General features: G+C 64.0%; 22 protein-coding genes, 1 tRNA gene and 1 riboswitch. Of the genes, 8 read left to right on the forward strand and 15 right to left on the reverse strand.

The genetic code is table 11. The features are described 5' to 3' along the window. Positions 1–20: 20 nt before the first annotated feature. The 4 genes from B5X73_RS12940 to gcvP all read right to left on the reverse strand — a co-directional run bounded on the left by B5X73_RS12940 (position 21) and on the right by gcvP (position 7,096). On the reverse strand, positions 21–2,429 hold the full coding sequence (locus tag B5X73_RS12940) for a GH92 family glycosyl hydrolase (RefSeq protein ID WP_254857294.1): 2,409 nt from the start codon (positions 2,427–2,429) through the stop codon (positions 21–23). 93 nt (positions 2,430–2,522) lie between these two features. Beyond that, positions 2,523–3,401 (reverse strand): bestrophin family protein, encoded by an 879-nt coding sequence (locus B5X73_RS12945; protein WP_052191194.1) that lies wholly within the window; start codon positions 3,399–3,401, stop codon positions 2,523–2,525. Beyond that, positions 3,398–4,063 (reverse strand): carbonic anhydrase, encoded by a 666-nt coding sequence (locus tag B5X73_RS12950; RefSeq protein ID WP_036114222.1) that lies wholly within the window; start codon positions 4,061–4,063, stop codon positions 3,398–3,400. Before B5X73_RS12950 ends, B5X73_RS12945 begins: the two co-directional genes overlap by 4 nt. 162 nt (positions 4,064–4,225) lie before the next feature. Beyond that, positions 4,226–7,096, reverse strand: a complete 2,871-nt coding sequence (gene gcvP / locus B5X73_RS12955) for an aminomethyl-transferring glycine dehydrogenase (protein ID WP_079522030.1) — start codon at positions 7,094–7,096, stop codon at positions 4,226–4,228. A gap of 42 nt (positions 7,097–7,138) precedes the next feature. Beyond that, positions 7,139–7,233, reverse strand: a riboswitch (glycine riboswitch). A gap of 192 nt (positions 7,234–7,425) precedes the next feature. Between gcvP and B5X73_RS12960 the strand changes: the two genes are divergently transcribed. Beyond that, positions 7,426–8,325: a LysR family transcriptional regulator gene (locus B5X73_RS12960; protein ID WP_079522031.1), complete on the forward strand. Its 900-nt coding sequence runs from the start codon at positions 7,426–7,428 to the stop codon at positions 8,323–8,325. A 127-nt stretch (positions 8,326–8,452) separates the two neighbouring features. Here B5X73_RS12960 and B5X73_RS12965 read toward each other — a convergent pair whose 3' ends face one another. From B5X73_RS12965 to B5X73_RS12975, 3 genes are all read right to left on the reverse strand, one after another. Then, entirely contained in the window at positions 8,453–8,866 is a 414-nt protein-coding gene (locus tag B5X73_RS12965) for a helix-turn-helix domain-containing protein (RefSeq protein ID WP_079522032.1), read from the reverse strand. Then, positions 8,863–9,147 (reverse strand): type II toxin-antitoxin system HigB family toxin, encoded by a 285-nt coding sequence (locus tag B5X73_RS12970; RefSeq protein ID WP_079522033.1) that lies wholly within the window; start codon positions 9,145–9,147, stop codon positions 8,863–8,865. Before B5X73_RS12970 ends, B5X73_RS12965 begins: the two co-directional genes overlap by 4 nt. A gap of 101 nt (positions 9,148–9,248) precedes the next feature. Beyond that, positions 9,249–9,929 (reverse strand): TetR/AcrR family transcriptional regulator, encoded by a 681-nt coding sequence (locus tag B5X73_RS12975; protein WP_079522034.1) that lies wholly within the window; start codon positions 9,927–9,929, stop codon positions 9,249–9,251. A gap of 81 nt (positions 9,930–10,010) precedes the next feature. Here B5X73_RS12975 and B5X73_RS12980 point away from each other — a divergent pair, with 81 nt between their 5' ends. Then, the gene (locus tag B5X73_RS12980) at positions 10,011–11,144 is read left to right on the forward strand and encodes an FAD-dependent oxidoreductase (protein WP_079522035.1); all 1,134 of its coding nucleotides are present in this window, start codon (positions 10,011–10,013) and stop codon (positions 11,142–11,144) included. A 20-nt stretch (positions 11,145–11,164) separates the two neighbouring features. On the opposite strand, the gene B5X73_RS12985 is transcribed toward B5X73_RS12980, so the two are convergent. Further along, positions 11,165–11,899 (reverse strand): SDR family oxidoreductase, encoded by a 735-nt coding sequence (locus tag B5X73_RS12985; RefSeq protein ID WP_043693287.1) that lies wholly within the window; start codon positions 11,897–11,899, stop codon positions 11,165–11,167. Positions 11,900–11,977: 78 nt separating this feature from the next. On the opposite strand from B5X73_RS12985, the gene B5X73_RS12990 reads away from it, so the two are divergent. Then, positions 11,978–12,610, forward strand: a complete 633-nt coding sequence (locus B5X73_RS12990) for a TetR/AcrR family transcriptional regulator (RefSeq protein ID WP_079522036.1) — start codon at positions 11,978–11,980, stop codon at positions 12,608–12,610. A gap of 16 nt (positions 12,611–12,626) precedes the next feature. Here B5X73_RS12990 and B5X73_RS12995 read toward each other — a convergent pair whose 3' ends face one another. The 3 genes from B5X73_RS12995 to katG form a co-directional block, all read right to left on the reverse strand. Then, the gene (locus B5X73_RS12995; RefSeq protein ID WP_079522037.1) at positions 12,627–12,845 is read right to left on the reverse strand and encodes a type 2 periplasmic-binding domain-containing protein; all 219 of its coding nucleotides are present in this window, start codon (positions 12,843–12,845) and stop codon (positions 12,627–12,629) included. Positions 12,846–12,942: 97 nt separating this feature from the next. Then, positions 12,943–13,341, reverse strand: coding sequence for a hypothetical protein (locus B5X73_RS13000; RefSeq protein WP_079522038.1), 399 nt, complete (start codon positions 13,339–13,341; stop codon positions 12,943–12,945). 138 nt (positions 13,342–13,479) lie between these two features. After that, on the reverse strand, positions 13,480–15,732 hold the full coding sequence (katG, locus tag B5X73_RS13005) for a catalase/peroxidase HPI (protein ID WP_079522039.1): 2,253 nt from the start codon (positions 15,730–15,732) through the stop codon (positions 13,480–13,482). Positions 15,733–16,210: 478 nt separating this feature from the next. On the opposite strand from katG, the gene B5X73_RS13010 reads away from it, so the two are divergent. Then, complete coding sequence (locus tag B5X73_RS13010) at positions 16,211–16,465, forward strand: hypothetical protein (RefSeq protein ID WP_079522040.1); 255 nt, start codon at positions 16,211–16,213, stop codon at positions 16,463–16,465. Between the two features lie 413 nt (positions 16,466–16,878). Further along, positions 16,879–17,115 (forward strand): hypothetical protein, encoded by a 237-nt coding sequence (locus B5X73_RS13015; RefSeq protein ID WP_079522041.1) that lies wholly within the window; start codon positions 16,879–16,881, stop codon positions 17,113–17,115. Between the two features lie 90 nt (positions 17,116–17,205). Here the strand turns inward: B5X73_RS13015 and B5X73_RS13020 are convergent, their stop codons facing one another. The 4 genes from B5X73_RS13020 to B5X73_RS13035 form a co-directional block, all read right to left on the reverse strand. After that, complete coding sequence (locus B5X73_RS13020; protein ID WP_079522042.1) at positions 17,206–17,808, reverse strand: pentapeptide repeat-containing protein; 603 nt, start codon at positions 17,806–17,808, stop codon at positions 17,206–17,208. Positions 17,809–17,867: 59 nt separating this feature from the next. Further along, complete coding sequence (locus B5X73_RS13025) at positions 17,868–18,452, reverse strand: DUF2442 domain-containing protein (RefSeq protein ID WP_079522043.1); 585 nt, start codon at positions 18,450–18,452, stop codon at positions 17,868–17,870. Continuing rightward, on the reverse strand, positions 18,449–19,531 hold the full coding sequence (locus B5X73_RS13030; protein WP_079522044.1) for a DUF4272 domain-containing protein: 1,083 nt from the start codon (positions 19,529–19,531) through the stop codon (positions 18,449–18,451). Before B5X73_RS13030 ends, B5X73_RS13025 begins: the two co-directional genes overlap by 4 nt. Before the next feature lie 164 nt (positions 19,532–19,695). Beyond that, positions 19,696–19,780 (reverse strand) — tRNA-Leu (locus tag B5X73_RS13035). Positions 19,781–20,002: 222 nt separating this feature from the next. Between B5X73_RS13035 and rnr the strand changes: the two genes are divergently transcribed. From rnr to B5X73_RS13050, 3 genes are read left to right on the forward strand one after another with little or no spacing between them, the layout of a single operon-like run. Further along, positions 20,003–22,765, forward strand: coding sequence for a ribonuclease R (gene rnr, locus B5X73_RS13040; protein WP_139382784.1), 2,763 nt, complete (start codon positions 20,003–20,005; stop codon positions 22,763–22,765). After that, complete coding sequence (gene rlmB / locus B5X73_RS13045) at positions 22,762–23,508, forward strand: 23S rRNA (guanosine(2251)-2'-O)-methyltransferase RlmB (RefSeq protein ID WP_079522046.1); 747 nt, start codon at positions 22,762–22,764, stop codon at positions 23,506–23,508. Before rnr ends, rlmB begins: the two co-directional genes overlap by 4 nt. Continuing rightward, a complete protein-coding gene (locus B5X73_RS13050) occupies positions 23,505–23,780 on the forward strand; it encodes a CBU_0592 family membrane protein (RefSeq protein ID WP_036114189.1) in 276 nt (91 codons plus the stop codon). Before rlmB ends, B5X73_RS13050 begins: the two co-directional genes overlap by 4 nt. Positions 23,781–23,796 lie beyond the last annotated feature (16 nt).

Below are 23,796 nucleotides of genomic sequence, written 5' to 3' on the forward strand. Positions count from 1 at the left end.
GCAGGCGCGCTCCTACATAATCAGTGCTTCCTGGTGTCGAACGACGGCGGGGCGTCCGATGCCTTGCTCGCCCAGCTCTTGTTCGGCTTATCCGACAGGTCGAACTCCAGCTTGCCGCCGCCGGTCGCGAACGACTCCGGCAGCCATGAGCGGGGCGTCGTCTTCCCGTCGACTTTCAGCCCCGTGACATACGGCTTGCCCGCGCCCGCATTCGGCGCTTCGATCACCACATCGCCGCCTTCGCGATGCACGGTGGCCTTCGTGAAGATCGGGCTGCCCACGATGAACTCCGCGCGTCCCGGGATATTCGGATAGATGCCCAACGCCGCAAACACATACCACGAGGACATCTCGCCCAGGTCGTCATTGCCGGGGATGCCGTTCGGACCGTTGACCCAGATCGTATCGAGCACGCGGCGCACCAGCTCCTGTGTCTTCCATGGCTGGCCGGCGTAGTTGTAAAGCCAGGGACCACCGATCGACGGCTCATTGTCGAGCTCGGCATGCAGCGGCCCGGATTTTGTGACCGCGAAGGTGCCATCGGGCTGATAGAAATAGTTGTCCAGACGTTTGCGCGCCCTGTCCATACCGCCCATCGCGTCGAACAGGCCGTGCACGTTGAACGGCACCATCCACACGTATTGCGCGGCGCTGCCTTCGACGAAGCCGTCTTCCGTGGATGGCGTGAAGGCGTGGGCTTCCTTGTCGTCATCGTCCTTCACCAGCGCCCAGCTGCCGTCGGCGTTGCGGTTGCGGATGTAGCCGCCGTCCGGAGCGGCCTTCGGATCGAACAGGTTGCGCCAGTACTGGGCGCGGTCGAGGAAACGCGTGGAAGTGGCCTTGTCGCCGAGCCGGTCGGACAGGGCGCTGAGGGCGAACTCGGCGGCGACGATTTCGAGCGTATCCGCGGCGGGCCCCCACGACGGTGCGCCCACGGGGATGTAGTGCAGCTTGAGCCACGATTCGAGACCCGGGCGCTGGCCGACGCATTCCACCGGACAGCCGTCCATCGACTTGTCCAGTTCAGTGGGGTTGTCCGCCGCGTGCACGAGCGAGGCAAAGGCGCCCTTGACGTCGAAGTCCCTGCCACCGAACGCGTAGATGCCGGCGATCGACGGCGCGGCGGGATCGCCGTTCATGACGTGCGTCGCGCCGTTGTTATGCGTCCAGCGGTCCCAGACGCCCTTGTTCTGCTGCGCCTGGTTGTAGAGGCTTTGCGCGATGTCGCTGCCGGTCTTCGGGTCGAGCCAGGTCACCAGCGGCAGCTGTGAGCGGTACACGTCCCAGCCGGAGAAATTCGCGTACTGCGCTTTCTGCGTGCCGGAAACCTTATGCACCTGTTGATCGAAACCCATGTACTCGCCATTGGTATCGCTGAAGACGTTCGGCGTCATCGATGCGTGGTACAGCGCGGTGTAGAACACGGTGCGCTGGTCCGGCGTGCCACCTTCGATGTCTATGCGTGACAGCTGCTTGTTCCACGTGGCGATCGCGTTATCGCGTACGGTATCGAACGAAGTGCCTTTCGGTACTTCAGCATCGAGGTTGGCCTGCGCGTTCGCCGCACTGACGTAAGAGATGCCGACGCGTAGGTTCACGTCCTTCGTGCCCCTGGCGAAACCGACCCATGCGCCGGAGCCTTTGCCCTCGGCAGGGAAGCCCTTTTCACCGTAGCCCGAGCCGCCTTCGCTCTTCGTGCCGCCCTTGGTCACGGCGGTGTCCTTCCACGTGCCCGTGCTGGCGAATGGCTGGTCGAACTCGATGACGTAATGAATCGTGTAGTAGCTGTGGCGGTCCGCCTTGTCGATATAGCCGCAGAAGTTACCGCTGGTGACCGAGCCGCTGATGCGACGGTTGGCCTTGTCGACCACGATGCTCGCGTTCTCCGAGCCGACCTCCGAATCGGACGCGCGCACGAGCACGTTGGCCGGCTTGTCGGCGGGAAAGGAGAAGCGTGCGGCACCGCTGTGCAGCGCGGCGGTGAGATCGGCGGTGACACCGTTGTCGAGTGTTACGCGGTACTGGCCTGGTTTTGCCGTCTCATGGTCGTGGCTGAACTTCGATGCGTACGCATGGCGGAAGTCCGTGCTGGGTGAGGTCGTCACGTCCCCGGTGATCGGCATGATCGGTACATCGCCCGAGCCACCCGCACAACCCCAGCCTTCGACGTTGGTCAGGCTGAAACCGCGGATCGCATCGGCACGATATTCGTAACCGCCCGGTGCGGCGATCGGGGCCTTCTTGCCCGGCAACGGCGAGGCCTCGGGACTGAACTGCAGCATGCCGAATGGCACGACGGCGCCCGGGAAGACGTTGCCGCCGTTGGTGGTGCCGATCAGTGGGTTGACGAGGTCGGAGGGGCCGGAAGCGGCAGCGACAGCGGCCGGCAGAACGGCGGCGGCAAGGACGAACGGGCGAATCGCGCGCAAGGGCAGATCTCCGGGACCGGTATTTATATCGATTGAAATCCGAATCGGAGGCCGGGTCGTGTGCCAGGCGTCATGGATGCAGCGCAGCAATCGCTACCAGAGAATCCCATCGTTCGGCTGCACGGGCTTCAGCCCATGCGTTTCGCCGAGTGAGTCGCGCAGGTCGATCTCGATGCCGCGCGTGAGCGTGGTCAGCGGCACGTCGTCTTCGAGGTTCTCGAAGGGGTTCTGCATGTCGTTGCCGATCTGTAGCAGGGCCAGGAACAGGAAGCCGGCGACCGTGGAGCCGAGGGGCGTCAGCAGGCCCAGCGTCTCGACCAGACCCAGCGGAAGCAGGATGCAGAAGCCGTGCGTGAAGATGGCCGGGTAGGTCGCGTACTGCTGCGGCAAAGGCGTGTTCTTGATCCGCTCCATGCCACCCTGAGCGTTGGAGATGTCCGACAGCGTCCGCGCGAAGGCCGCCTGAATGATCGGGTCGGGGCGGGTGTCGGCAATCAGCGCCGCTGTGCGCGCGTGGATCGCGTTGGGCACGTTGAGGACGCCGCGCAGTCGTTCGACTTCCTCCGCCGGCAGACGCGCCGCGAGTTCGTCCCACGGCGCCTGTCGACGCAGATGCATGCGCAGCGCGTGCACATAGGCGATCTGTCGATGCGCGACCGTGACACCCATGCCGCGGTCCGGCAGGAGCGTGACCGCCTCGCGGGCGAGTGTCCGCGAGGCGTTGACCATCGCTCCCCAGAGGGTGCGCGCTTCCCACCAGCGCGCGTACGCCGTGGTGTTGCGGAAGCTGAGGTACACCGCGACGGCCGAGCCGAGCAGAGTGAGCGGCAGGGCGGGAAACTCCGCCGTGAGCCGAGGATGCATTACGTACCAGAAGGCGGTGACCGCCACATCCCATGCAAGCAGCCAGATCAACGGCTTGCCCACGTAACGCAGGATATGGCCCAGGTGCGCCCGCCCCGGCAGGATCACGCCTTGTGTTCCCGCTTGATCGCCTCGGCCAGCGGGATGAACTCGTCGTGTGCCTGGTCGAGCACCGAAACGGTGCCGTCGCCGATGTCGTAGACCCAGCCCTGCAAGGTGATCGCCTTGTTGGCCAGCGCGGCGGTGACCGCCGGATGCGTGCGCAGGTGGGCCAGCTGGAGGCGGACGTTTTCCTGAGTCACTGCGTTGAGCAGGGCAGGGCCCTCGATCTGGCGTGCGAACACCGCGCTCTTGGCGGCGGCCGCGTTGCGTAGCCAGGCCTCGACCGTGGGCAGCGTCCGGGTGGAGTCCGGGTTGAGCAGGCCCTTCATGGCGCCGCAGTCGCTATGGCCGCAGATCACGACATGACGGACATGCAGGACGGCGACCGCGAATTCGACCACGGCGGAGACGCCACCGAGCATTTCGCCGTAGCCGGGCACGATGTTGCCGATGTTGCGGCAGACGAAGAGATCCCCTGGCTGGGTCTGGGTGATCATCTCCGGGACCACGCGTGAATCCGCGCAGGTGATGAACAAGGTGTGCGGGCTCTGGCCTTCGGCCAGCTCGCTGAAGAGCTCCTGCGTCTCGGGGAAGACGTTGGCGCTGAAGTCCTCGACGCCCCTGAGGAGGCCGAGCAGGCTTTGGTCGCGAAGAGTTTCCTGAGTCATGCGCTTACCTTGGAAAGTGTGCCGCGGCGGAGGTGCGGCGGCCAGGTTTCCAGTTTAAGACAAAGCATGGCCGAAGGGATTCGCGGGGGTATGGAACGAGGGACTCGGGAGCCAGCCTGCTGGCGATGGCTCCCGCCCTGGACGCTTTCAGCAGCGAAAGCCTCAAACCTCCGCATCTTCCTTGTAGGCATCGATGGGGATGCAGGCACACATCACGTTCTTGTCGCCGTAGACGTTGTCCACGCGCGACACCGGCGGCCAGTACTTGCTGAGTTTCAGCGAGGGCAGCGGGAACGCGGCCAGCTCACGCGGATACGCGTGCGTCCACTCGGTGCCGGTGACCATGGCAGCCGTATGGGGAGCATTGCGCAGCGGGTTGTCCTCGCGATCCAGACGGCCATCTTCCACCGCGGCGATCTCTTCACGGATCTGGATCATGGCGTCGATGAAACGGTCCAGCTCATGCTGAGACTCGCTTTCGGTCGGTTCGACCATCAGCGTGCCCGCGACCGGGAACGACAGGGTCGGTGCGTGGAAGCCAAAGTCGATGAGGCGCTTGGCCACGTCTTCCGCGCCCACGCCCGTGACGTCCTTGAGCGGACGCAGATCGAGAATGCACTCGTGCGCGACCAGGCCGTTACGACCCGTGTACAGCGTCTTGTAATGCGGGGCGAGGCGCTTCGCGATGTAGTTGGCGTTGAGCAGCGCGACCTGGGTCGCCTTCCGCAAGCCTTCGGTGCCCATCAGCGTGATGTACATCCACGAGATCGGCAGGATCGACGCGGAGCCGAAGGTGGCCGCGCTTACCATGCCCACGCCGCCCTCGGCGCCGAAGGCACGCGGCAGGAACGGTGCGAGGTGCGACTTGACCGCGCACGGGCCGACGCCCGGGCCGCCACCGCCGTGCGGAATGCAGAAGGTCTTGTGCAGGTTGAGGTGCGAGACGTCCGAACCCCACTTGCCCGGCTTGGCCACGCCGACCAGCGCATTCATGTTGGCGCCGTCGGTGTACACCTGGCCGCCGTGCTTGTGCACGACGTCGCAGATGGCGACCACGTCTTCCTCGAACACGCCATGCGTGGACGGGTAGGTGATCATGATCGCGGCGAGACGATCCGAATACTTCTCCGCCTTGGCGCGGATGTCGTCGACATCGACGTTGCCGTTGGCATCGCAGCGCGTGACCACGACGGTCATGCCGCACATCTGCGCGGACGCCGGGTTGGTGCCGTGCGCGGATTCCGGGATCAGGCAGATGTCGCGATGGCCTTCGCCACGCGAGCGGTGGTACGCGCGGATCGCGAGCAGGCCGGCGTATTCACCCTGGGCGCCGGAGTTCGGCTGAAGGCTGACGGAGTCGTAACCGGTGCACTCGACCAGCATCGCCTCGAGCTCGTCGATCAGCTGCTTGTAACCCTGGGCCTGACTGGCCGGGGCCAGCGGGTGGATGTTGGCGAACTCCGGCCACGTCACCGGGATCATCTCGGCGGTGGCGTTGAGCTTCATGGTGCAGGAGCCCAGCGGGATCATGGTGCGATCCAGCGCGAGATCCTTGTCGGCCAGGCCGCGCAGGTAGCGAAGCAGCTCGTGCTCGCTGTGGTGCGTGTTGAACACCGGATGCTGCAGGAAGTCGACATCACGGAGCAGGGCAGTCGGCAGTGCGTCGTCGGTCGCGGCATCGAGTGCGTCGATGTCGTTCACGTTCGCACCGAACACGCCGGCCAGCGCGGCGATGTCCGCACGCGTGGTGGTCTCGTCGAGGCTGATGCCGACGCTGTTCGCGTCGATTGCGCGCAGGTTGAGGTTGGCGGCTGCGGCCTTGGCGTGCAGCGCCTTCGCGTCGACTCCGGTCACATGCAGCGTGTCGAAAAAGTCGCCACCGACGGCAACGCCAGCCTTGCCGAGCGCACCGGCGAGGATCGCGGTGAGGCGATGCGTGCGGCGGGCGATGCGGACGAGGCCTTCCGGACCGTGGTACACGGCATACATGCTGGCCATGACGGCGAGCAGCACCTGCGCGGTACAGATGTTGGACGTGGCCTTTTCGCGGCGAATGTGCTGCTCGCGGGTCTGCAGGGTGAGGCGATAAGCCGGCTTGCCCTCGGTGTCGACGGAGACGCCGATCAGGCGACCCGGCATCGAGCGCTTGTACGCATCGCGGCAGGCGAGGTAAGCGGCGTGCGGACCGCCGAAACCATACGGCACGCCGAAGCGCTGCGTGTTGCCGACCACGATGTCCGCACCCCAGCTGCCCGGCGAAGCGATCAGCGTGAGGGCGAGCAGGTCGGTGGCGACGCAGACGATGGCACCGCGCGCGTGGGTCGCGTCGGCCAACGCCTTGTAATCGTTGATGCGACCGAACGTGTTCGGGTACTGCAGCAGCACGCCGAAGCTGTCGACCGTCGTCCCTTCGCTGTCGTCACCGACGTGCAGCTCGATGCCGATGCCGTCGGCACGCGTGCGCAGCACTTCGAGGGTCTGCGGATGGACGTCCTTCGAGACGAAGAAGACGTTCGACTTCGACCTGGCCGAGCGCTTGGCGAGCGTCATCGCTTCGGCCGCGGCAGTGGCCTCGTCAAGCAGCGACGCGTTCGAGATGTCCATGCCGGTCAGGTCGGTGACCATGGTCTGGAAGTTGATCAGCGCTTCCATGCGGCCCTGCGAGATCTCCGCCTGGTACGGCGTATAGGCCGTGTACCACGCCGGGTTCTCGAGCACGTTGCGCAGGATGACGTTCGGCGTGAGCGTGCCGTAGTAGCCCTGGCCGATGAAGCTGCGGAAGACGGTGTTGCGGTCGGCGATCGCGCGGATCTTGGCCAGCGCCTCTTCCTCGGTCACCGCTGCGGGCAGCGACAGCGGGGCGGGCGACTTGATCGAGCCGGGGACGATGGCGTCCGTCAGCGCATCGAGGTCGGCGTGGCCGACCACGGCGAGCATCTCGGCGATCTCGGCGTCATTCGGGCCGATGTGGCGCTCGATGAACGCGCCATGGTTCTCGAGCTCGCGCAGCGAAGGAGAGTTTTTCTGGCTCATGACTTTGGAGGCATCCGAAAGAACGTGCCGTGCCGGCACGTGGGGCGCCCCTCTGTCCTTTTGCCTGAGAGTTTGGAGGCGGATGGCCTCTTGCACCTTCGGCGCCGGATCTAACCGGTCTCTCCAGAGTGATGAAGCACGCCGGTGGTCATGGGAGCCTGAGCGATTACGGGCGTTGCGCCTTCGGCAGCGGGTCCTTCCGCTTCTCCCACCGGGTGTTGCTGGGCACGATTATACAGAGGCGGGGCCGAAGATGACGGTTTTCACTTGCACCCGGCCATCCCGTCAATCAGGCTTATCCGGCACCCATCGATGCGGAATCCCGAACAATGCACAAGGCCGGGCTGATCGAACTTCAGGCGGTACTGGCGGTGGCCAGCCACCAGAACTTCCGACGGGCCGCCGTGGCCCTGGGCATGTCCCCGTCGGCGTTGAGCCACGCGGTCGCGGCCCTGGAGCAACGCTTGGGTGTCCGCCTGTTCAACCGGACGACCCGCAGCGTGTCGTTGTCCGAAGCCGGGGAGCAGTTCGTGGCACGGGTGCGCCCGGCACTTGGCGAGATCTCCGCCGCGATGGAGGCCGCCAACGCCTTCCGGGACAGCCCGACCGGGACGCTGCGGATCAGTGCGGCGGAAGGCGGCGCGGCCATGATCCTCGAGCCGGTCATCCTCGAGTACCTGCGCCGCTATCCGGAGATGCGCCTCGACCTCAATACCGAGGGACGATTCATCGACATCGCGGCGGAGGGTTTCGATGCCGGCCTTCGTCTGGCTGACGACGTGCCGCAGGATATGGTCGCCGTGCGCTGCTCGGACAAGCTGCGGCTGATCGTGGTCGGCTCACCGGCGTACTTCAAAACCCACGGCAAGCCGAAGGTTCCGGACGACCTCACGAAGCACGTCTGCATCCGGGGCCGCCTGCCGAGCGGGACGATCTACCGCTGGGAGTTCGAGAAACGCGGCGAGCAGCGGCGCATCGAGGTCGACGGTCCGCTTGGCCTGGACAACCACAATCTGATGGTTGCCGCCGCCGTCGACGGTTTCGGCCTGGCGTGGACGTGGAGCAATGGCCTGGGCGTTGCAGAGCATCTCGCCGCTGGCCGTCTGGTAAGTGTTCTCGACGACTGGAGCCCCGGCTTCCCTGGTCTCGCGGTGTACTACCCCGCGCACCGGCATATGTCCGCTGGCCTCCGTGCCTTCATCGATCTGGTGCGTGAGCGCACGGAGTGAATTCCTGACTGAACAAACGCAATGCTCGGTCCCTCGGGGCGTCCTGGCCTTTCCGGTAGCGGTGTTGTGGTGGATGCTGTGGCGCTGGGCGACGCGCCGCTGGCGACGGACGCCCTGACGCCGGCGCTTAGAAGAAGACGGCTGGACTAAGGCCGAAACGCTCCGATAACCCGCGAATGTGAGTCACCGTGAGATCGCGCTTGCCGGCGAGAATTTCGGAGACCACGCTTTGTGTCCCGATCTCTGGCAGTTGATTCTGCCGGAGATCGTGCTGTTCCATCAAAAAGCGAAGGAGGTCGACGCCGTGTACATCGGCCTGGCGATAATTTCGCTGGTCATAGGCGTAGATGAGGTCTGCCAGAACCGCGAACAACGAATGGCTGGCGTGTTTTTCGTCCATAGCACCGATATCAACGAGCGCATCGGCGAGCGCGACGACTTCTTCATAGTCTTTGTCGTTGGCTATATGACGCATGCCTGACATCTTCTGGAACGCTTCCCAGCCTTTTTGCACCGAGGCGAGCGAGTGTCTTGCTTTCATTTCCATTTTCCTTCGTCGTATTCGCTGTGCGTCAACAACGCTTTTATGAAACAAATTTGCGTCGAGTAGCTGATGCCGCAAACGATCCGATACCGGTTGCCCCGTATGTTGAATACATGCTTGTCGCCTACGACATCAACTGCGCCGAAGGTTGACTTCATGTCGCTAAATCCAAAGTAGCTGCGCGACTCAAGAAGCTTTCGCCAGACTTGGAGGGGTTCGTTTGCGTCAATGTGACGGCTGCCGAATTCGGCCAGGCGCCGATTCGTGATGACGCGCATTGCACTCTTCCGTAAGCCATGATTCGAAGACTATCGCAAATTGCGATATTGTCAACGAGCGGCGGAGCCCGCCAGCCGGCGTAGGCATTCTGCCCGTCGGCTTATACGTCCGTCCGTCCGCAGACCCCGCCAAGAATCAGATCGATCCCCGCCAGAAAATCCGCGCGATCGTCATGCTCGCGCAGAGGCCCCGCCATGCTCCGCACAAACGGAAAGGCCTCTTCGTCGAGCTCGGACCACGTCGCGGCGACACTCGACAGGAAGGCCAGGCGATCCGTCCCCAGCGTTCTGCCGACATGCGCATTGGCCGCATTCTGTCCCGCCACGCCGAGGATGTAACTCAGCAATGCCGACACCGTCGGCCACTGCCTCTCGGCGGGAACGCCAAGCGCGCAGAGGGCCTGGCCGAGTCCTTCGAGTATGCGAACGGCAGGCAGCTGCCCGGGCGCGCGCGTGAGTGCGGAGCCCACCCATGGGTGCTCGTCGATGGCGTCGAACAGACCCAGAGCGAGTGCGCGGATGTCGGTTTCCGGCGACTCGCCAGCCACTGCGATAGTCATCGTCCGGCTGACGATCGCGTCGCACGCGGCTGTCAGCAACTCGCCTTTATTGGCGACGTGCCAGTAGATCGCGCCCGGGCCCGTGGCGAGCCGCCCCGCCAGAGCGCGAAACGTCAAACCGCTCTCACCCTCGGCGTCGAGGAGTTCGATAGCCGTGTCGACGATACGGTCCCGCGAGAGGGAGTCTTCGCGGCGCGGGGTGGGGGCAGCTTTCTTGACCATGAGCCATCTTGACATGGATGGAACGTCGTTCCAAGATGATTGGAACGACGTTCCATAAGCCATTTCGTAAGGTCTTTCCCCATGCATACCCCCATAGCGATCGTCGGTGCCGGTCTTGGCGGCCTGGTGCTGGCGCGCGTTCTCCACGTCCATGGCATCGCGTCGACGGTGTTCGAGGCAGAGGCCTCGGCGACGGCACGTACGCAGGGTGGCATGCTCGACATCCACGAACGTGATGGGCAGCGGGCACTCAGGGCGGCAGGTCTCTTCGAAGCCTTTCAGGCGCTCGTTCACCCTGGCGGTCAGCAAACCCGCGTGCTCGACGCGGACGGTCGCGTCCTGTTCGACGAGCCCGATGACGGCACCGGTGGCCGACCGGAAGTGCCTCGTGGTGAGCTTCGCCGCATGCTGATCGAGTCGCTGCCGGCTGGCGCTATCCAGTGGGGACGCAAGCTTGTCAGCGCATCGCCAGCGGGAGGTGCGCAGCATCGCCTGACCTTCGTCGACGGATCGAGCGTGACGACCGACCTTCTCGTCGGTGCCGACGGCGCTTGGTCGAAGGTGCGTTCGTTGCTGTCGGATGCCAGGCCGGCCTACGTGGGCATGTCGTATGTCGAGACCTACCTATACGAAAGCGACGAGCGCCACAAGGCGGCAGCGGATGCGGTTGGTGGTGGCGCCATGTTTGCCGCGATGCCTGGCAAAGGCATCCTTGCGCACCGGGAGCCGGATGGCGCGCTTCATACCTATGTGGCGCTCAGGCGATCCGAAGCCTGGATGGCCGAGATCGACGTCTCCGATCCGGCGGCAGCAAGGGCTCGCGTGGCCCTGGAATTCGACGGCTGGGCGTCGGGCCTCACCGCGCTGATTACCGATGGTGAAACGCCGCCCGTCCTCCGCATCATTCATGCGTTACCGGGCGATCATCGTTGGGATCGCGCTCCCGGGGTGACCTTGCTCGGCGACGCCGCCCACCTGATGGCGCCCTCGGGTGAGGGCGCCAATCTGGCGATGTGGGATGGCGCGGAACTGGCCCAGGCCATCGTGGCGCATCCCGGCGACATCGAAGCGGCGCTTGCCGCATACGAGGCGACGCTGTTTCCACGCAGCGCTTCGGCGGCGGCGGACGCGGACGAACTCCTCGACATCTGTTTCGGCGAGCGTGCGCCGCACAGCCTCGTCGAGATGTTTACGCAGAGCCCGTCCGCGACCTGATTACGTCGCGGGATTGGTGTTCACCAAGGATCCGGACCTTCCTTGCTGGTGAACGCGCCCGTCGGGCCATCGTCGGGAAGCAGCGCGACTCGCACGGCTTCCTGCGCGCCCTCGGCCACGGTCTGGTGACCACTGTTGCCGTTGAGGTCCGTCGCGGTGTAACCGGGATTGACGACGTTGACCTTGATCCCGGTGTCCTTCAGCTCATCGGCGAGGATCACGGTGAACATGTTCAGCGCGGCTTTCGACGCGTTGTAACCGATCAGCTTGACCGCGGCATAGTCCCACGTCGGATCGGCATTCAGCGCGATGGAGCCGAGGCCGCTGGAGATGTTAACGATGCGCCCCGAGGCGGACTTCTTCACCAGCGGCAACAGAGCCTGGGTGACTTCCACCGTCCCGAAGAAATTCGTCTCGAAAGTGGTGCGCACGGCGTCCATCGTCGCGGTGCTGGTGTTGCCGTCGCCTTGCACGGCGACGCCAGCATTGTTCACGAGGACGTCCAGACGGCCCTCGTTGGCTTCGATATCCGCCGCGGCGGCCTTGATCGATGCCGGACTGCCGAGATCGAGTGAGACGAAGCGGACATCGATGCCTTCGTCGCTGAGCGTTTTGGCGGCCTGCTGGCCACGGCCGGTGTCACGGGCGCCTAGCAGGATGCGATGGCCGGCCTTGCCGAGCTGGCGGGCGATTTCGAGACCGATGCCCTTGTTGGCACCGGTGATGAGGGAGATGCGTCGATCGGTGTTGCTCATGGCGTTTCCTTCTGGATTAGGTGGCGGATGGCGCTATGAGTTAATTTATGAATCATCCTTCGGTTTTTACATTCGCATATGGCCGTCGTCCCTTCAGACCCCCTCAAGCCGCGTAAAACCCCGCGTCAGGCCCGCTCGACCGCCACAGTCGCGGCGATTTTCGAGGCGACGTTTCAGGTTTTGCTGTTCGACGGCCTGGTCAAGCTGACCACTACGCGGGTGGCCGAGCGGGCAGGGGTGTCGGTGGGAACGATGTACCAGTACTTCCCGCACAAGGAGGCGCTGCTGTACGCGGTGCTGGAGCAGTACCTCTATGAGGTGGTGATCGCGACCGAAGAGGCCTGCGTCCGGCTCGAAGGTGCGCGGCTGGGTGAGATGGCCGATGGGCTGGTGCATGCCTATCTCGAAGCGAAGCTACGCCACATGCCCGGTTCTCGTGTGCTCTATACGGTGGCTGCCGAACTCGACACCGATGACCTGATCGACGACATCGTCCGCCGCGCCGACCAGGCGATCGAGCGGCTGCTTGCCAGCGCGGCCGATGCCCACTTCGACGACCTGCCGACGGTGACGTTTGCCGTGCGTACGATTCTCGTGGGAACGGTACGCGAAGTGCTGGAGAAGGAAGCGCCGGCGTCTTCGCTGGCGATGCTAAGGGCGCAGCTGCCGATCATGTGTCGCGCTTATCTGATGGCGGTGTCGAGCAGCTGACGTGTGACGCGCAGCCTCAGGCCGCAGCGTCCGGCTTCACGGCATCCAGAAAGCACTGCCGCAACCAGCGCAACGATTCATCCTGCTGAGCACGCGGATGCCAGCCCATCGCGAACTGAAACCCCGGGATCTCGACGGGAAGATCGATCACGTCGACGAGCGAGGTGTAGCGTTGCAGCAGGCGACTGGGCAGCGTGGCGACGCCGTCTGTTTGCGCGAGGACCAGCGCGGGCACGTGGCGAAGCAGGGGGCCGGTTATTCGTTCGTTCCCGAGGTGTATCGCAATCGGGATTGACGGCGATGTGCGACGCAGTTCCCTGGACTAACCGCGGTCACTTGTCGAGATCGCATGGCATGGGATCACGGACCACGACGTCGCTCTCGCGAAAATCGTTCGTCACGGAGAACGGGCCCCACTCGTGAATTTCGAGAGTCAGTTCGTGCTTTCCGAGATAGACGACGAACCCGCATACGACTTCGCCGAGCGAACCGACCAGTGGGGGCACCGACAGTGTCCGCTCAACAGCAGGCAATGCACCATGTTCGACAGTCACGAAATAGCCGCAGCCGGTGTATTCGTAGACCACGGGTATACCGGGGTTTGCGAGCTCGTTCAGCATCTCGTCACTGAGAACATCGCACGCCATGGCCTTGATGACCTGCAACTCGAAGTTCTTGAGCCCGTTCCGGGTTTCCCGTCGATCGCGGGGTGACGATCTATCGACGCGCATATGCGTTCCATGTCTGTGCTTCGGCCTGAGTCTTCGTGCGGTCGGCCGACGTGTCAAGAGTGGCCGTTGAGCCGTAAGCAGAAAGGCCGCCGGGAACGAGTCCCGGCGGCCTTCAGATCAAACGATACACGTGCCCGGTTACTTCAGATCGAAGCGATCCAGATTCATCACCTTGGTCCATGCCGCCACGAAGTCCGTCACGAACTTCGCCTGCGCATCTTCCGTCGCATACACCTCGGCGATGGCACGCAGCTGCGCATGCGAGCCGAAGATCAGGTCGACGCGCGTTCCGGTGAACTTACGTTCGCCCGACTTGCGATCGACGCCTTCGAACACATCCTGTGCCGATGACATCGCTCGCCATTCCGTACCCATGTCGAGCAGGTTACGGAAGAAGTCGTTCGTGAGCGTGCCCGGCCTGGATGTGAACTCACCATGCTTGTCGTTACCTGAGCGCACACCCAGCGCGCGAAGGCCACCGACCAGCACGGTCATCTCCGGCGCGGTCAAGGTCAGCAACTGGGCCTTGTCGATCAGAAGGGCTTCGGCGGGTACACGCCACTTGCGCTTGAGGTAATTGCGGAAGCCATCGGCCTTCGGCTCGAGCGCGCCCACGGATTCGACATCCGTCTGGTCCTGTGTGGCATCGCCACGACCGGGGGAGAAGGGCACGGTTACGGCGTGACCCGCATCCTTCGCGGCCTTTTCGATGCCGGCGTTACCCGCCAGCACGATGAGGTCGGCGATGGAGACCTTCTTGCCTGCGGCATCCGAGTCCTTCTTGATGCCTTCGAGGACGTTCAGCACCTTGGCGAGCTGTTCGGGCTGGTTGGCTTCCCAGTCTTTCTGCGGTGCCAGGCGAATGCGCGCGCCGTTAGCGCCGCCGCGTTTGTCGGAGCCGCGGAAGGTGGACGCGGAAGCCCAGGCCGTGGTGACCAGTTCGGCAACGGTCAGACCCGACGCAAGGATCTTTTCCTTCAGTGCGCCCAGGTCGGACTCGCCGATGAGCGGGTGATCGACCGCCGGAATCGGATCCTGCCAGTCGAGCACCTCGGACGGCACTTCCGGCCCCAGGTAACGGGCGCGGGGCCCCATATCGCGGTGGGTCAGCTTGAACCACGCGCGGGCGAACGCGTCGGCGAACTGGTCCGGATTTTCCAGGAAACGGCGGGAGATCTTTTCGTAAGCCGGGTCCACGCGCAGCGAGAGGTCGGTGGTCAGCATCGTCGGGCGCTGCTTCTTCGACGGATCGAAGGCGTGCGGGATGGTCTCCTCGGCGTCCTTCGCGATCCACTGATGGGCGCCGGCCGGGCTCTTCGTCAGCTCCCACTCGTGACCGAACAGGTTCTCGAAAAAGCCGTTGCCCCACTTGGTGGGCGTGCTGGTCCAGGTGACTTCGAGGCCGCTGGTGATGGTATCCGCACCCTTGCCGCTGCCGAAGCTGCTCTTCCAGCCGAAACCCTGATTTTCGATGTCGGAACCTTCCGGCTCGGGACCGACGTTATCGGCCGGGCCGGCGCCGTGCGTCTTGCCGAAGGTGTGACCGCCAGCGATCAGCGCGACGGTCTCCTCGTCGTTCATGGCCATGCGGCCGAAGGTTTCGCGGATGTCGTGCGCAGCGGCGGCCGGGTCGGGATTGCCGTCCGGACCTTCCGGGTTCACGTAGATGAGGCCCATCTGCACCGCGCTGAGCGGGCTCTCGAGGTTGCGACCGCCATCGGTGCGGCTCTGCTCTTCGCCATGCTTCTCGGCATCGGCAACGAGGACGCCGCCATCGTCGTCCTTACCCGCGGCACCCTTGCCGTAGCGAACGTCGCCACCCAGCCAGGTTTTCTCGTTACCCCAGTACACGTCCTGGTCGGGTTCCCAGGTGTCTTCGCGGCCGCCGGCATAGCCGAAGGTCTTGAAGCCCATGCTTTCCAGGGCGACGTTTCCGGTCAGGATGTAGAGATCCGCCCAGGAAATCTTCTGGCCATACTTCTGCTTGATCGGCCACAGCAGACGGCGCGCCTTGTCCAGGCTGACGTTATCGGGCCAGCTGTTCAGCGGCGCAAAACGCTGCTGACCGCGACCGCCGCCGCCACGGCCGTCGCCGACGCGGTAGGTACCGGCGCTGTGCCAGGCCATGCGGATGAACAAGCCGCCGTAATGACCGAAGTCGGCGGGCCACCAGTCCTGCGAGTCGGTCATCAGCTTGGTCAGGTCGGCCTTGACCGCCGCCAGATCGAGGCTCTTGAACGCTTCGGCGTAATTGAACTGCTCACCCAGGGGATTGGACTTGTTCGAATGCTGGGCCAGCAGGTCGACACGTAATTGTTTGGGCCACCAATCGCGATTGGTCGTACCGCCGCCGGCGGTATGGTTGAACGGGCACTTGGCTTCATTGGTCATGCGCTCTTTCTCCTTGGGACAGGTCCCAAATGCTGGCGTTACAGGGTGTCAGGCTTGCACGGAGGTTCGACGCCGGGCGCCGAAGGGACAACGATGTTGGGCAGCAGCGCTGCCGAAGGGTCGACCAAAGCATCGTTGGCCCGCATGCAAAGGGCACTGGATGCAATAAGTGGGGCGCGTTGGCTGGTAGGCATGACGCGAACCTGTGGAAGACCTCGTCGGAGTGTACGCTTGGCCGTGATGCGTTCGGAAACTGATTGAATCTATCGAACCCATAGAGTCGGACTATCGTCATTCTGCTGCGGGGCACAAGAGTGGACTACGAAGGCACAGAAAAGATTGTGGCAGGTGATCCTGTCAGTTTCGGGGGCGGTTTCGCTGCGCGTTCCCGGCAAGGGGAGCACGGCGCCTGTAGGAACCCTCGACGAGGTGCCCGACGAGGTGTCGCGTCTGATGGTCCGACCCATAGGAGCGCACCATGATTGTCTTTGTGTTGACGCTAGAGGGCTGGGATCGCTGGCGCCATATGGCAGCGGGCCATGCTTCGATATGGCTCAACGGCGGTGTCGCCGATCCGGCGGAGGTGTCGGAGCTTCGGCGTCAGGGCCTCGACCTGACCATCATGACGCGTCGACTCGATCCGCTTGACGGAGCCGGCATTGATGCCGAGGTCGTGACCATTCGAGAGCACTTCCCTGGCCGCGTTTTGTTTATCGAGCGGAGTGAATCATAGAAGTCGCTACGCATCCCATGCGAGGTGCCTACGAGCTACTTGCGGAGGTTCGGTTCGTTCGGATTCGATCTGCGATTACCGCGCCGGGTATGGCACCCAACAGACAAAGCGGCGCGGCCCACTGATCGAGTCCCCACGCTTTCGCCACGTGGACTCCCGCTTCGCGAAGTCCGGCGGGAACGAAGACGATGATGCCGGCTGCCGCGAGGATGCCGAAGAAGGCACCAGCGCGCCAAAGAGCGAATCGGGGTGATAAACGAGCGGTCATCCTTGATACCTCGTGGGGTGTGGATCGGATCATAGCCGGGAACGTCACAAGGCTAGTGTGCTTTGCCGGTTCGCCACGTAAGTCGACAAGTTCTTGCGATCATGCCGGCGTACATTGAGCGGCACAAAACCTTGAGGTGCCAGGCATGAAGGCTGATCGGACGTATTGGTTCGGGAAGAAGCGATTTGGCTGGGGAATCGGTCCTCGCAGCTGGCAGGGGTGGGTGACCATGCTGGTGTACGCCGCGCTCATGATTGCGCTTTCGCGGCTGATCGATCCCGGGCTGCACTACGCCCTTGCGCTTGCATCGAGGATCGGAATCACACTGCTTCTGTTCGCAGTGATCGCCATCAAGGGCGACTGGCGACGATCCCGGGCTTGATTACCCCAGCGGCACGCGGAGGATCGGTCCAGGCAGGTATTGAAGGGCGCGCCATAGGAGCGCCTTGACCAATGCCTGCGGTCCCTGGCTTCAGTCGACCAGCTCGATACCCAGACCGTAGAGAAGCCCCGATGCCTCCGTCCGCGTGAACTTGGCCCCTCTTATCTGGTTCTCGCGAATGTCCATGATGTAGTTGGTCGCTTCGCTGAAGTCCGCGCCCATCAGCTTCGTCTTGCCGAACAGGCTCTCGGCGAAATCGGAGTAGGTGAAGTTGGCTCGCGCGAAATCGCCCTGGCGAAAGTCAACGTTGCGTGCCTTGCACTCTTCGAGCACCAGCTCCTGAAGATTCAGGTCGAAGAACGACGAGTAGTTCACCACGGACTTGCGAAACGCCAGTTGAGCTGGCGCCGCATAACGCGGCCAGTCGGCCCGCGCCCAGTCCACGCCGATCACCTTGCACTCGTTGAAGCTCACGTTCTGGAACTTGCTGGCATTGACTTTGACGTTGCTCAGGTCGCAGGCGTTGAACGTGCAGTCGATGAACTTGCAGTGGTCGAGGACGGCGTCGCTGAAAGAGCATCGGGTGAACGTGCATTCCTCGAAGGTCTTGGAGGCGAGCTTGCCCTCGGCGTAGTCGAGGCCGTGAAAGGCCTTCAGATAGAACTCCGCTTCTTCGCCGATCAGGTCGTTCATGAGTCAGGAGGTCCGTGGGGGCAGGGCGACATTATCCGGCCTAAGGGCTCGATGTCCTCTTACTGAGGATCGGCCGCTCGGCGACAGATCTCCCGGACGAGGCGATCCACCAGCATTTCAGGGTCATTGATACAGGACTCGATGATCGGGATGGCCCACTCGGCGCCGGACAGAATGGCGTGCTCTTTCCAGCCGGGCCAGTCCCGCCATTCGCGCAGCGTCATCCGTCGCGATCCGCCCCGCTCGGCGTGACCGCCGCCAATGGACTCGCCCACGGCGAAAAGAGCTTCGCTGAAGGCGTGGAGATAGATGCCATAGACGTGATGCGTGGCGTTTTCCTCGGTCGGTGCCTGGTTTTTGTAGCTGAGGCGAAGGGCATGATGCTCGAGGGTGGCTTGCGTGACGGGTGCGGAGTTGTCGTACAGGTAGTCAGCCGTGACGTTACCCAGCAGAGGCCACGTTAATGCGCTATCGCTATATGAGAAATGTTTGAAGGTCTGGGGATAGGCCAGCTGCGGCCAGCCCATCTCCTCCCGGGCCACGGACGCATTGAACAGGCGTGTGGTCCCGTCGTCGAAAGCGATCGCCAGTTGCCAGTTCTCGTTCGGGACGACCGATCTGATCTTTCGGGTTGGTGAGTTCACGTCGGCGTCGTCACATCATCCCAATCCGCGCGCTCGAAACCAACGAGCCAGTTCAGAGCGTGGTGCCGTTCCCTGATGACGCCGGGAATGACGTTGGGCGGGAATTCGCGTCGTCCGAGTTCCGCTTCGCGAATGACCCAGTGCCATCGGATCGTCTCGTCGAGCGCGTCGAGAATCTCGTTTGCAGGCCGCAGGCCATGGGTCGGCGGCAGACCATGTGCTGACGCATCGAGCAGGTGCCCGGTCAGGCCGGACACGTCGCATATCTCGCCGGGAGACGGCAGTTCCGGCCACAGACCCGCCGCCCAGGCGAGGATCGCCGTGCTCTCATAACGCCACCCCATCTGGGTGACGACGTGCGTGTCGGGCGTAGCGGCCTGCAGGAACGCTTGTTCGGCCTGCGAGAAATACGAGAAGGCGGCCGGGAGCCGTTCACGTATCTGCCCGAGGTCGAGCGGGTCGTTGTCCCGTATGCCCTCGGCAAACGCGCTCACGGCGAGAAGGGCCATCACGCGTCCGGCCACCTCATCGGCAGTGCGCCACTGGACCTCGTGCTCACCGATGATGGGCGGCAGGCTGCCACGCACGGCGATACCGTCCGCCAGCAGCCTTGCTTCGCTGCGCGACTTTCGTTCCAGCGCGTCGGCGGGGTAGGTCAACTCCGCAGTGGGATCTCCCGCGCCCTGGCTGTCGATCAGCACGCGGCCCTCGGGATCGCAGATCCTGCCGTCGTCGTCGAAGACGATCGCATTCGCCTGGCAGGCCCATCGAGCGAACTCGGGGAGCGCATTCGAGGACAGCATCAGGCTGACATGGTGTTGCACCCGTTGAAGGTGCCGCATCACGTGGTAACGGGTGTGAGTCATTTCCCCGTCGCCCCGGCTGAGTGTGTAGCCGATGAACCCCTCGAGGTGGCCGTGCAATTCCGGGTCGCTCAGATCGCGCTCGCCGAGGAGCGTGTGAGGGAAGCTTGGCTTCGGCAGCGGGCTGACGGTGGCATAGACATTGAGGCGGATATCGTTATCCGCGCTGCTGTTGCCCCCGGACGTTGCGAAGATCGACTTCAGGCGTGTGAACACGTGGGCTTCCCAATGCAGTGTCACCGGATTCTCGGCGAGTCCGTCGCCGGTGCCAAGAGAGACCTATGGCAGCGGCACATCGTGACCGCGCTGTACGCCAGACGCAGCTTTCTGAACCCCGGATACAACAAAGCCCCGCATCGCTGCGAGGCTTCGTCTATAATTGGTGCCCAAGAGAGGACTCGAACCTCCACGGTTTTACCCGCTAGTACCTGAAACTAGTGCGTCTACCAATTCCGCCACCTGGGCAGGTGTCCCGAAGCATCGCTGCCCCGTGAGCCGCGTAGATTAGGTAGGTCGGGGAAACTTGTCAACGATTTTGCACACCGGATGTGAAACTATTTCGCGTCCCCCTTCAAAGGTTCATACGTGACAAAGAAAACTAAAGGTTCGGATGCCGCCCGCGGCCCCCGTAAACCCAAGTCCAGCCGCTCCGGCAAGGCGCTGGATCAGCACGGCCCGGCGCGTGCCGTGGTCGACCCCCATGCCGATCGCGAAGCTCAGCGCTACGAGAAGCCGATCCCCAGCCGCGAGGCCATCCTGGCGCTGTTCGAAGAGCGGGGCGAGTTGCTGGCCGAGTACGACATCGCCCGCGCCCTGAGGCTGTTCGACGAGTACGAAATCGTCGCCCTCAACCGTCGCCTGGGCGCCATGGTCCGCGATGGCCAGCTGCTGCGTAACCGCCGCGGCGACTACGCACCCGCCCAGAAGCTCAGCCTGCTGCCGGGCCGGGTCATCGCCAACGCCGAGGGCTACGGCTTCCTGCGCCCGGACGAGGGCGGAGAAGATCTTTACCTGTCGCCGCAGCAGATGCGCAGCGTGCTGCATGGCGACCGCGTGCTCGCCAGCGTCGTCGGCATCGACCGCCGTGGCCGCCGGCAGGGCGCCATCGTCGAGGTGCTGGAGCGCCGCTCGCCGCGCCTGGTCGGCCGCGTGGTCATCGAGAACGGCGTGACCCTGGTCGAGCCGGACGATCGCCGCCTGCACCAGAACATCATGATTCCGTCCGGCCGCGACGCCGGCGCCCGCTCGGGCGAGATCGTCGTGGTGGAGATCACCGATCCGCCGACCCAGCACCGTGGCCCCATGGGCACCGTGCGCGCCGTCCTCGGTGAGCGCCTGCAGCCGTCGCTGGTGGTCGAGATGGCCATCGCCAGCCACGACCTGCCGCATGAGTTCCCGCCGGAGGTCATCCGTCAGGCTGAGGAAGTCGAACCCAAGGTGACGTCCGAAGAGCGCAAGGGCCGCACGGACATCCGCAAGCTTCCGCTGGTCACCATCGATGGCGAAGACGCGCGTGACTTCGATGACGCGGTGTATGCCGAGTCGCTGAAGGACGGCGGTTTCCGTCTCATCGTGGCGATCGCCGACGTCTCGCACTATGTGCCGGTCGGTACGCCGCTCGACGTCGAGGGCTACAACCGCAGCACGTCGACGTATTTCCCGGGCTTCGTCGTGCCGATGTTGCCCGAGACGCTTTCCAACGGCATCTGCTCGCTGATGCCAAGGGTCGAGCGTCTGTGCATGGTCTGCGACATGGAGATCGACGAGGACGGCGACGTCGTACGCTCCAAGTTCTACGACGCGGTGATGTTCTCGCACGCGCGCCTCACCTATAACAAGGTCTGGCAGGCGGTGGGTGAGCGCAATGCGGACGTTCGTGACGAGATCGCCGACGTTCTGCCGCAGGTCGAAACGCTGCACAAGCTCTACAAGGTCATGGCGAAGGCGCGCAAGCGTCGCGGCGCCATCGATTTCGAAACACCGGAAGTGAAGTTCCGTCTCGGTCCCGCGGGCGATGTCGAGTCGATGGGCGCGTCCGATCGCAACGATGCGCACAAGATGATCGAGGAATGCATGATCGCCGCCAACGTGCAGGCGGCGCGCTTCCTGACCAAGCGCAAGATCCCCGCGCTGTATCGCGTGCATGCGCCGCCCCCGGCGGAAAAGTACGACGACCTCCTGCAGTTCCTGAAGGAGTTCAAGCTGAAGATGCCGCCGGCGGACGAAGTCACGCCAGCCGATTTCTCGGCGTTGCTGAAGAAAGTGCAGGACCGCCCGGAAGCGGAGCTGATCCAGTCCGTGCTGCTGCGTGCGCAGAGCATGGCGATCTACCATCCGGAGAACCAGGGACACTTCGGTCTGGCGCTGGACGCGTATGCCCACTTCACGTCGCCCATCCGCCGTTATCCCGACCTGCTGGTACATCGTGCCATCCGCTACGCGCTGACCCGCGGCAAGCCGGCCGAGTACATCTACAGCGATACGCAGATGTCCGCGATGGCGATCCACTGCTCGCAGCGTGAGCGCCGTGCCGAAGAGGCCGAGCGCGACGTGGATGAGCGTTTCAAATGCGCGTGGATGGAGAAGCACGTCGGCGAGGAATTCGCGGGCACCATCACCGGCGTCACCTCGTTCGGTCTGTTTGTCGAGTTGTCGGCCTCGCGCGTGTCGGGTCTGGTGCATGTTTCGCAGCTGCCCAACGATTACTACAAGTTCGATCCCGTACGTCACCTGTTGCAGGGTGAGCGCACGGGCGTGGCGTATCGCCTCGGTGACTACGTCAGCGTGCAGGTGCTGCGCGCCAGCCTCGAGGATCGCAAGATCGACTTCCGCCTGGTCGCACGTCTGGCCGAGTTGCCGAAGCCTGCGCCGAAGGTCGTGGCCGCGGCCAAGCCGGCGCCTCGCTCGGGCATGCTGGAAGCGGGGATGGCGATGGGACGTGCCGCGAAGAAGGCCGTCGGCCGGATCTTCGGCAAGAAGACGGCGGCACCGGTTGCGGTTGAAGAGCCGGTTGAGCATCATGCGCGTCCCGCGCGGGCGCCCAGGCGCGAGGCGGAGGCCGAAACATCGTCACGAAAGCGCGGCTCCTCGGCCGGCGGTTCGCGTCAGGGCTCGTCACGCCAGGACGCGGCGCCGCAAGGTGGCTCACGCCAGCGTGGCCCGCGCCAGGCTGACGAGGCACGTGCGGAGGATGCGCGTCCGTCAGGTCGTCGTGGCGCTCGTCGGGATGACAGTCGCGATGCGTCTCCCGACACCTCGGCGCGCAAAGTCACATCGAGGCGCCGTGCGCCGTCCGACGTTGCCCAGGCGCCCGTCGCGAAGAAATCCACGGCGAAGAAAAGCGCCGTAACGAAAACGGCGGCCGGTCCGGCGCCGACGGACCAGGCCCCCGCGAAGACATCCGCAGGTCGGCGTGGGCCGCGTAAACCCAGGAGCAAGCCGCAAGCATGAGTGAGACGTGGATCGTAGGGATCAATCCGGTCGAAGGCTCTCTCGCCAACGACCCGGATCGTGTCCGTGAAGTATTGATCGAGCAGAACTCGAAGAACGCCCGTGTCAACGAGATCGCCGCGCAGGCGCGCAAGCTCGGGCTCATCGTCAAGACGGTGAGCAAGGAGCAGCTCGAGAAGCTCGGTGGCGAAGCCCGCCATCAGGGTGTCATCGCGCGGTACGAAACACCGCCGTTGCGCGACGAGAGTGCGTTGCCCGATCTGCTCGAGGCGGCCGGTGCGGACGCGCTGGTGCTCGTGCTCGACGGTGTGACGGATCCGCATAACCTCGGCGCCTGCCTGCGCAGCGCGGCGGCCGCCAACGTCACCGCCGTGGTGATGCCGAAAGATCGCGCGGTCGGCATTACGCCGACGGTCCGTCGTGCGTCAGCCGGCGGTGCGGATCTGGTGCCGGTGATTGCGGTCACCAATCTCGCCCGCGCCCTGCGCCTGCTCAAGGACGCAGGCGTGTGGATCACGGGGATGGACGGCGATACGGATCAGTCGCTCTATGCCATCGACCTGAAGGGTCCGGTCGCCCTGGTCATGGGTAGCGAAGGTGACGGCATGCGCCGTCTTACCCGCGATACCTGTGACTTCGTGGCGAAGATCCCGATGCCGGGTGGCATGGAGAGTCTCAACGTATCCGTCGCTACGGGTATCGTGTTGTTCGAGGCGCTGCGTCAGCGAGGTGCGAAGAAATGAGTTCGATGTTCTGGCATGACTGGGCCGGCCTGGTCGGCGTTGCGCTGGTGCTGGTCGCGTTTTTTCTGCTTCAGGCACATAAGCTGTCGGGGCAGGGGTATACGTACCAGGTGATGAACCTGCTGGGTGCCTTCGGCATCCTGCTTTCCCTGATCTTCGGCATGTTCAACCTGTCCGCGTTCGTGCAGGAGCTGGCCTGGTTCCTCATCAGCGTGTACGGCATCGTGCGTGGTGTCCGGGCGCGCAAGGCGGTCGTTCCACCGGTCGTCTGAGGCATTCGGTCAGCGG

The sequence above is a fragment of the Luteibacter sp. 22Crub2.1 genome, assembly GCF_900167995.1.
Lineage (GTDB): Bacteria > Pseudomonadota > Gammaproteobacteria > Xanthomonadales > Rhodanobacteraceae > Luteibacter > Luteibacter mycovicinus.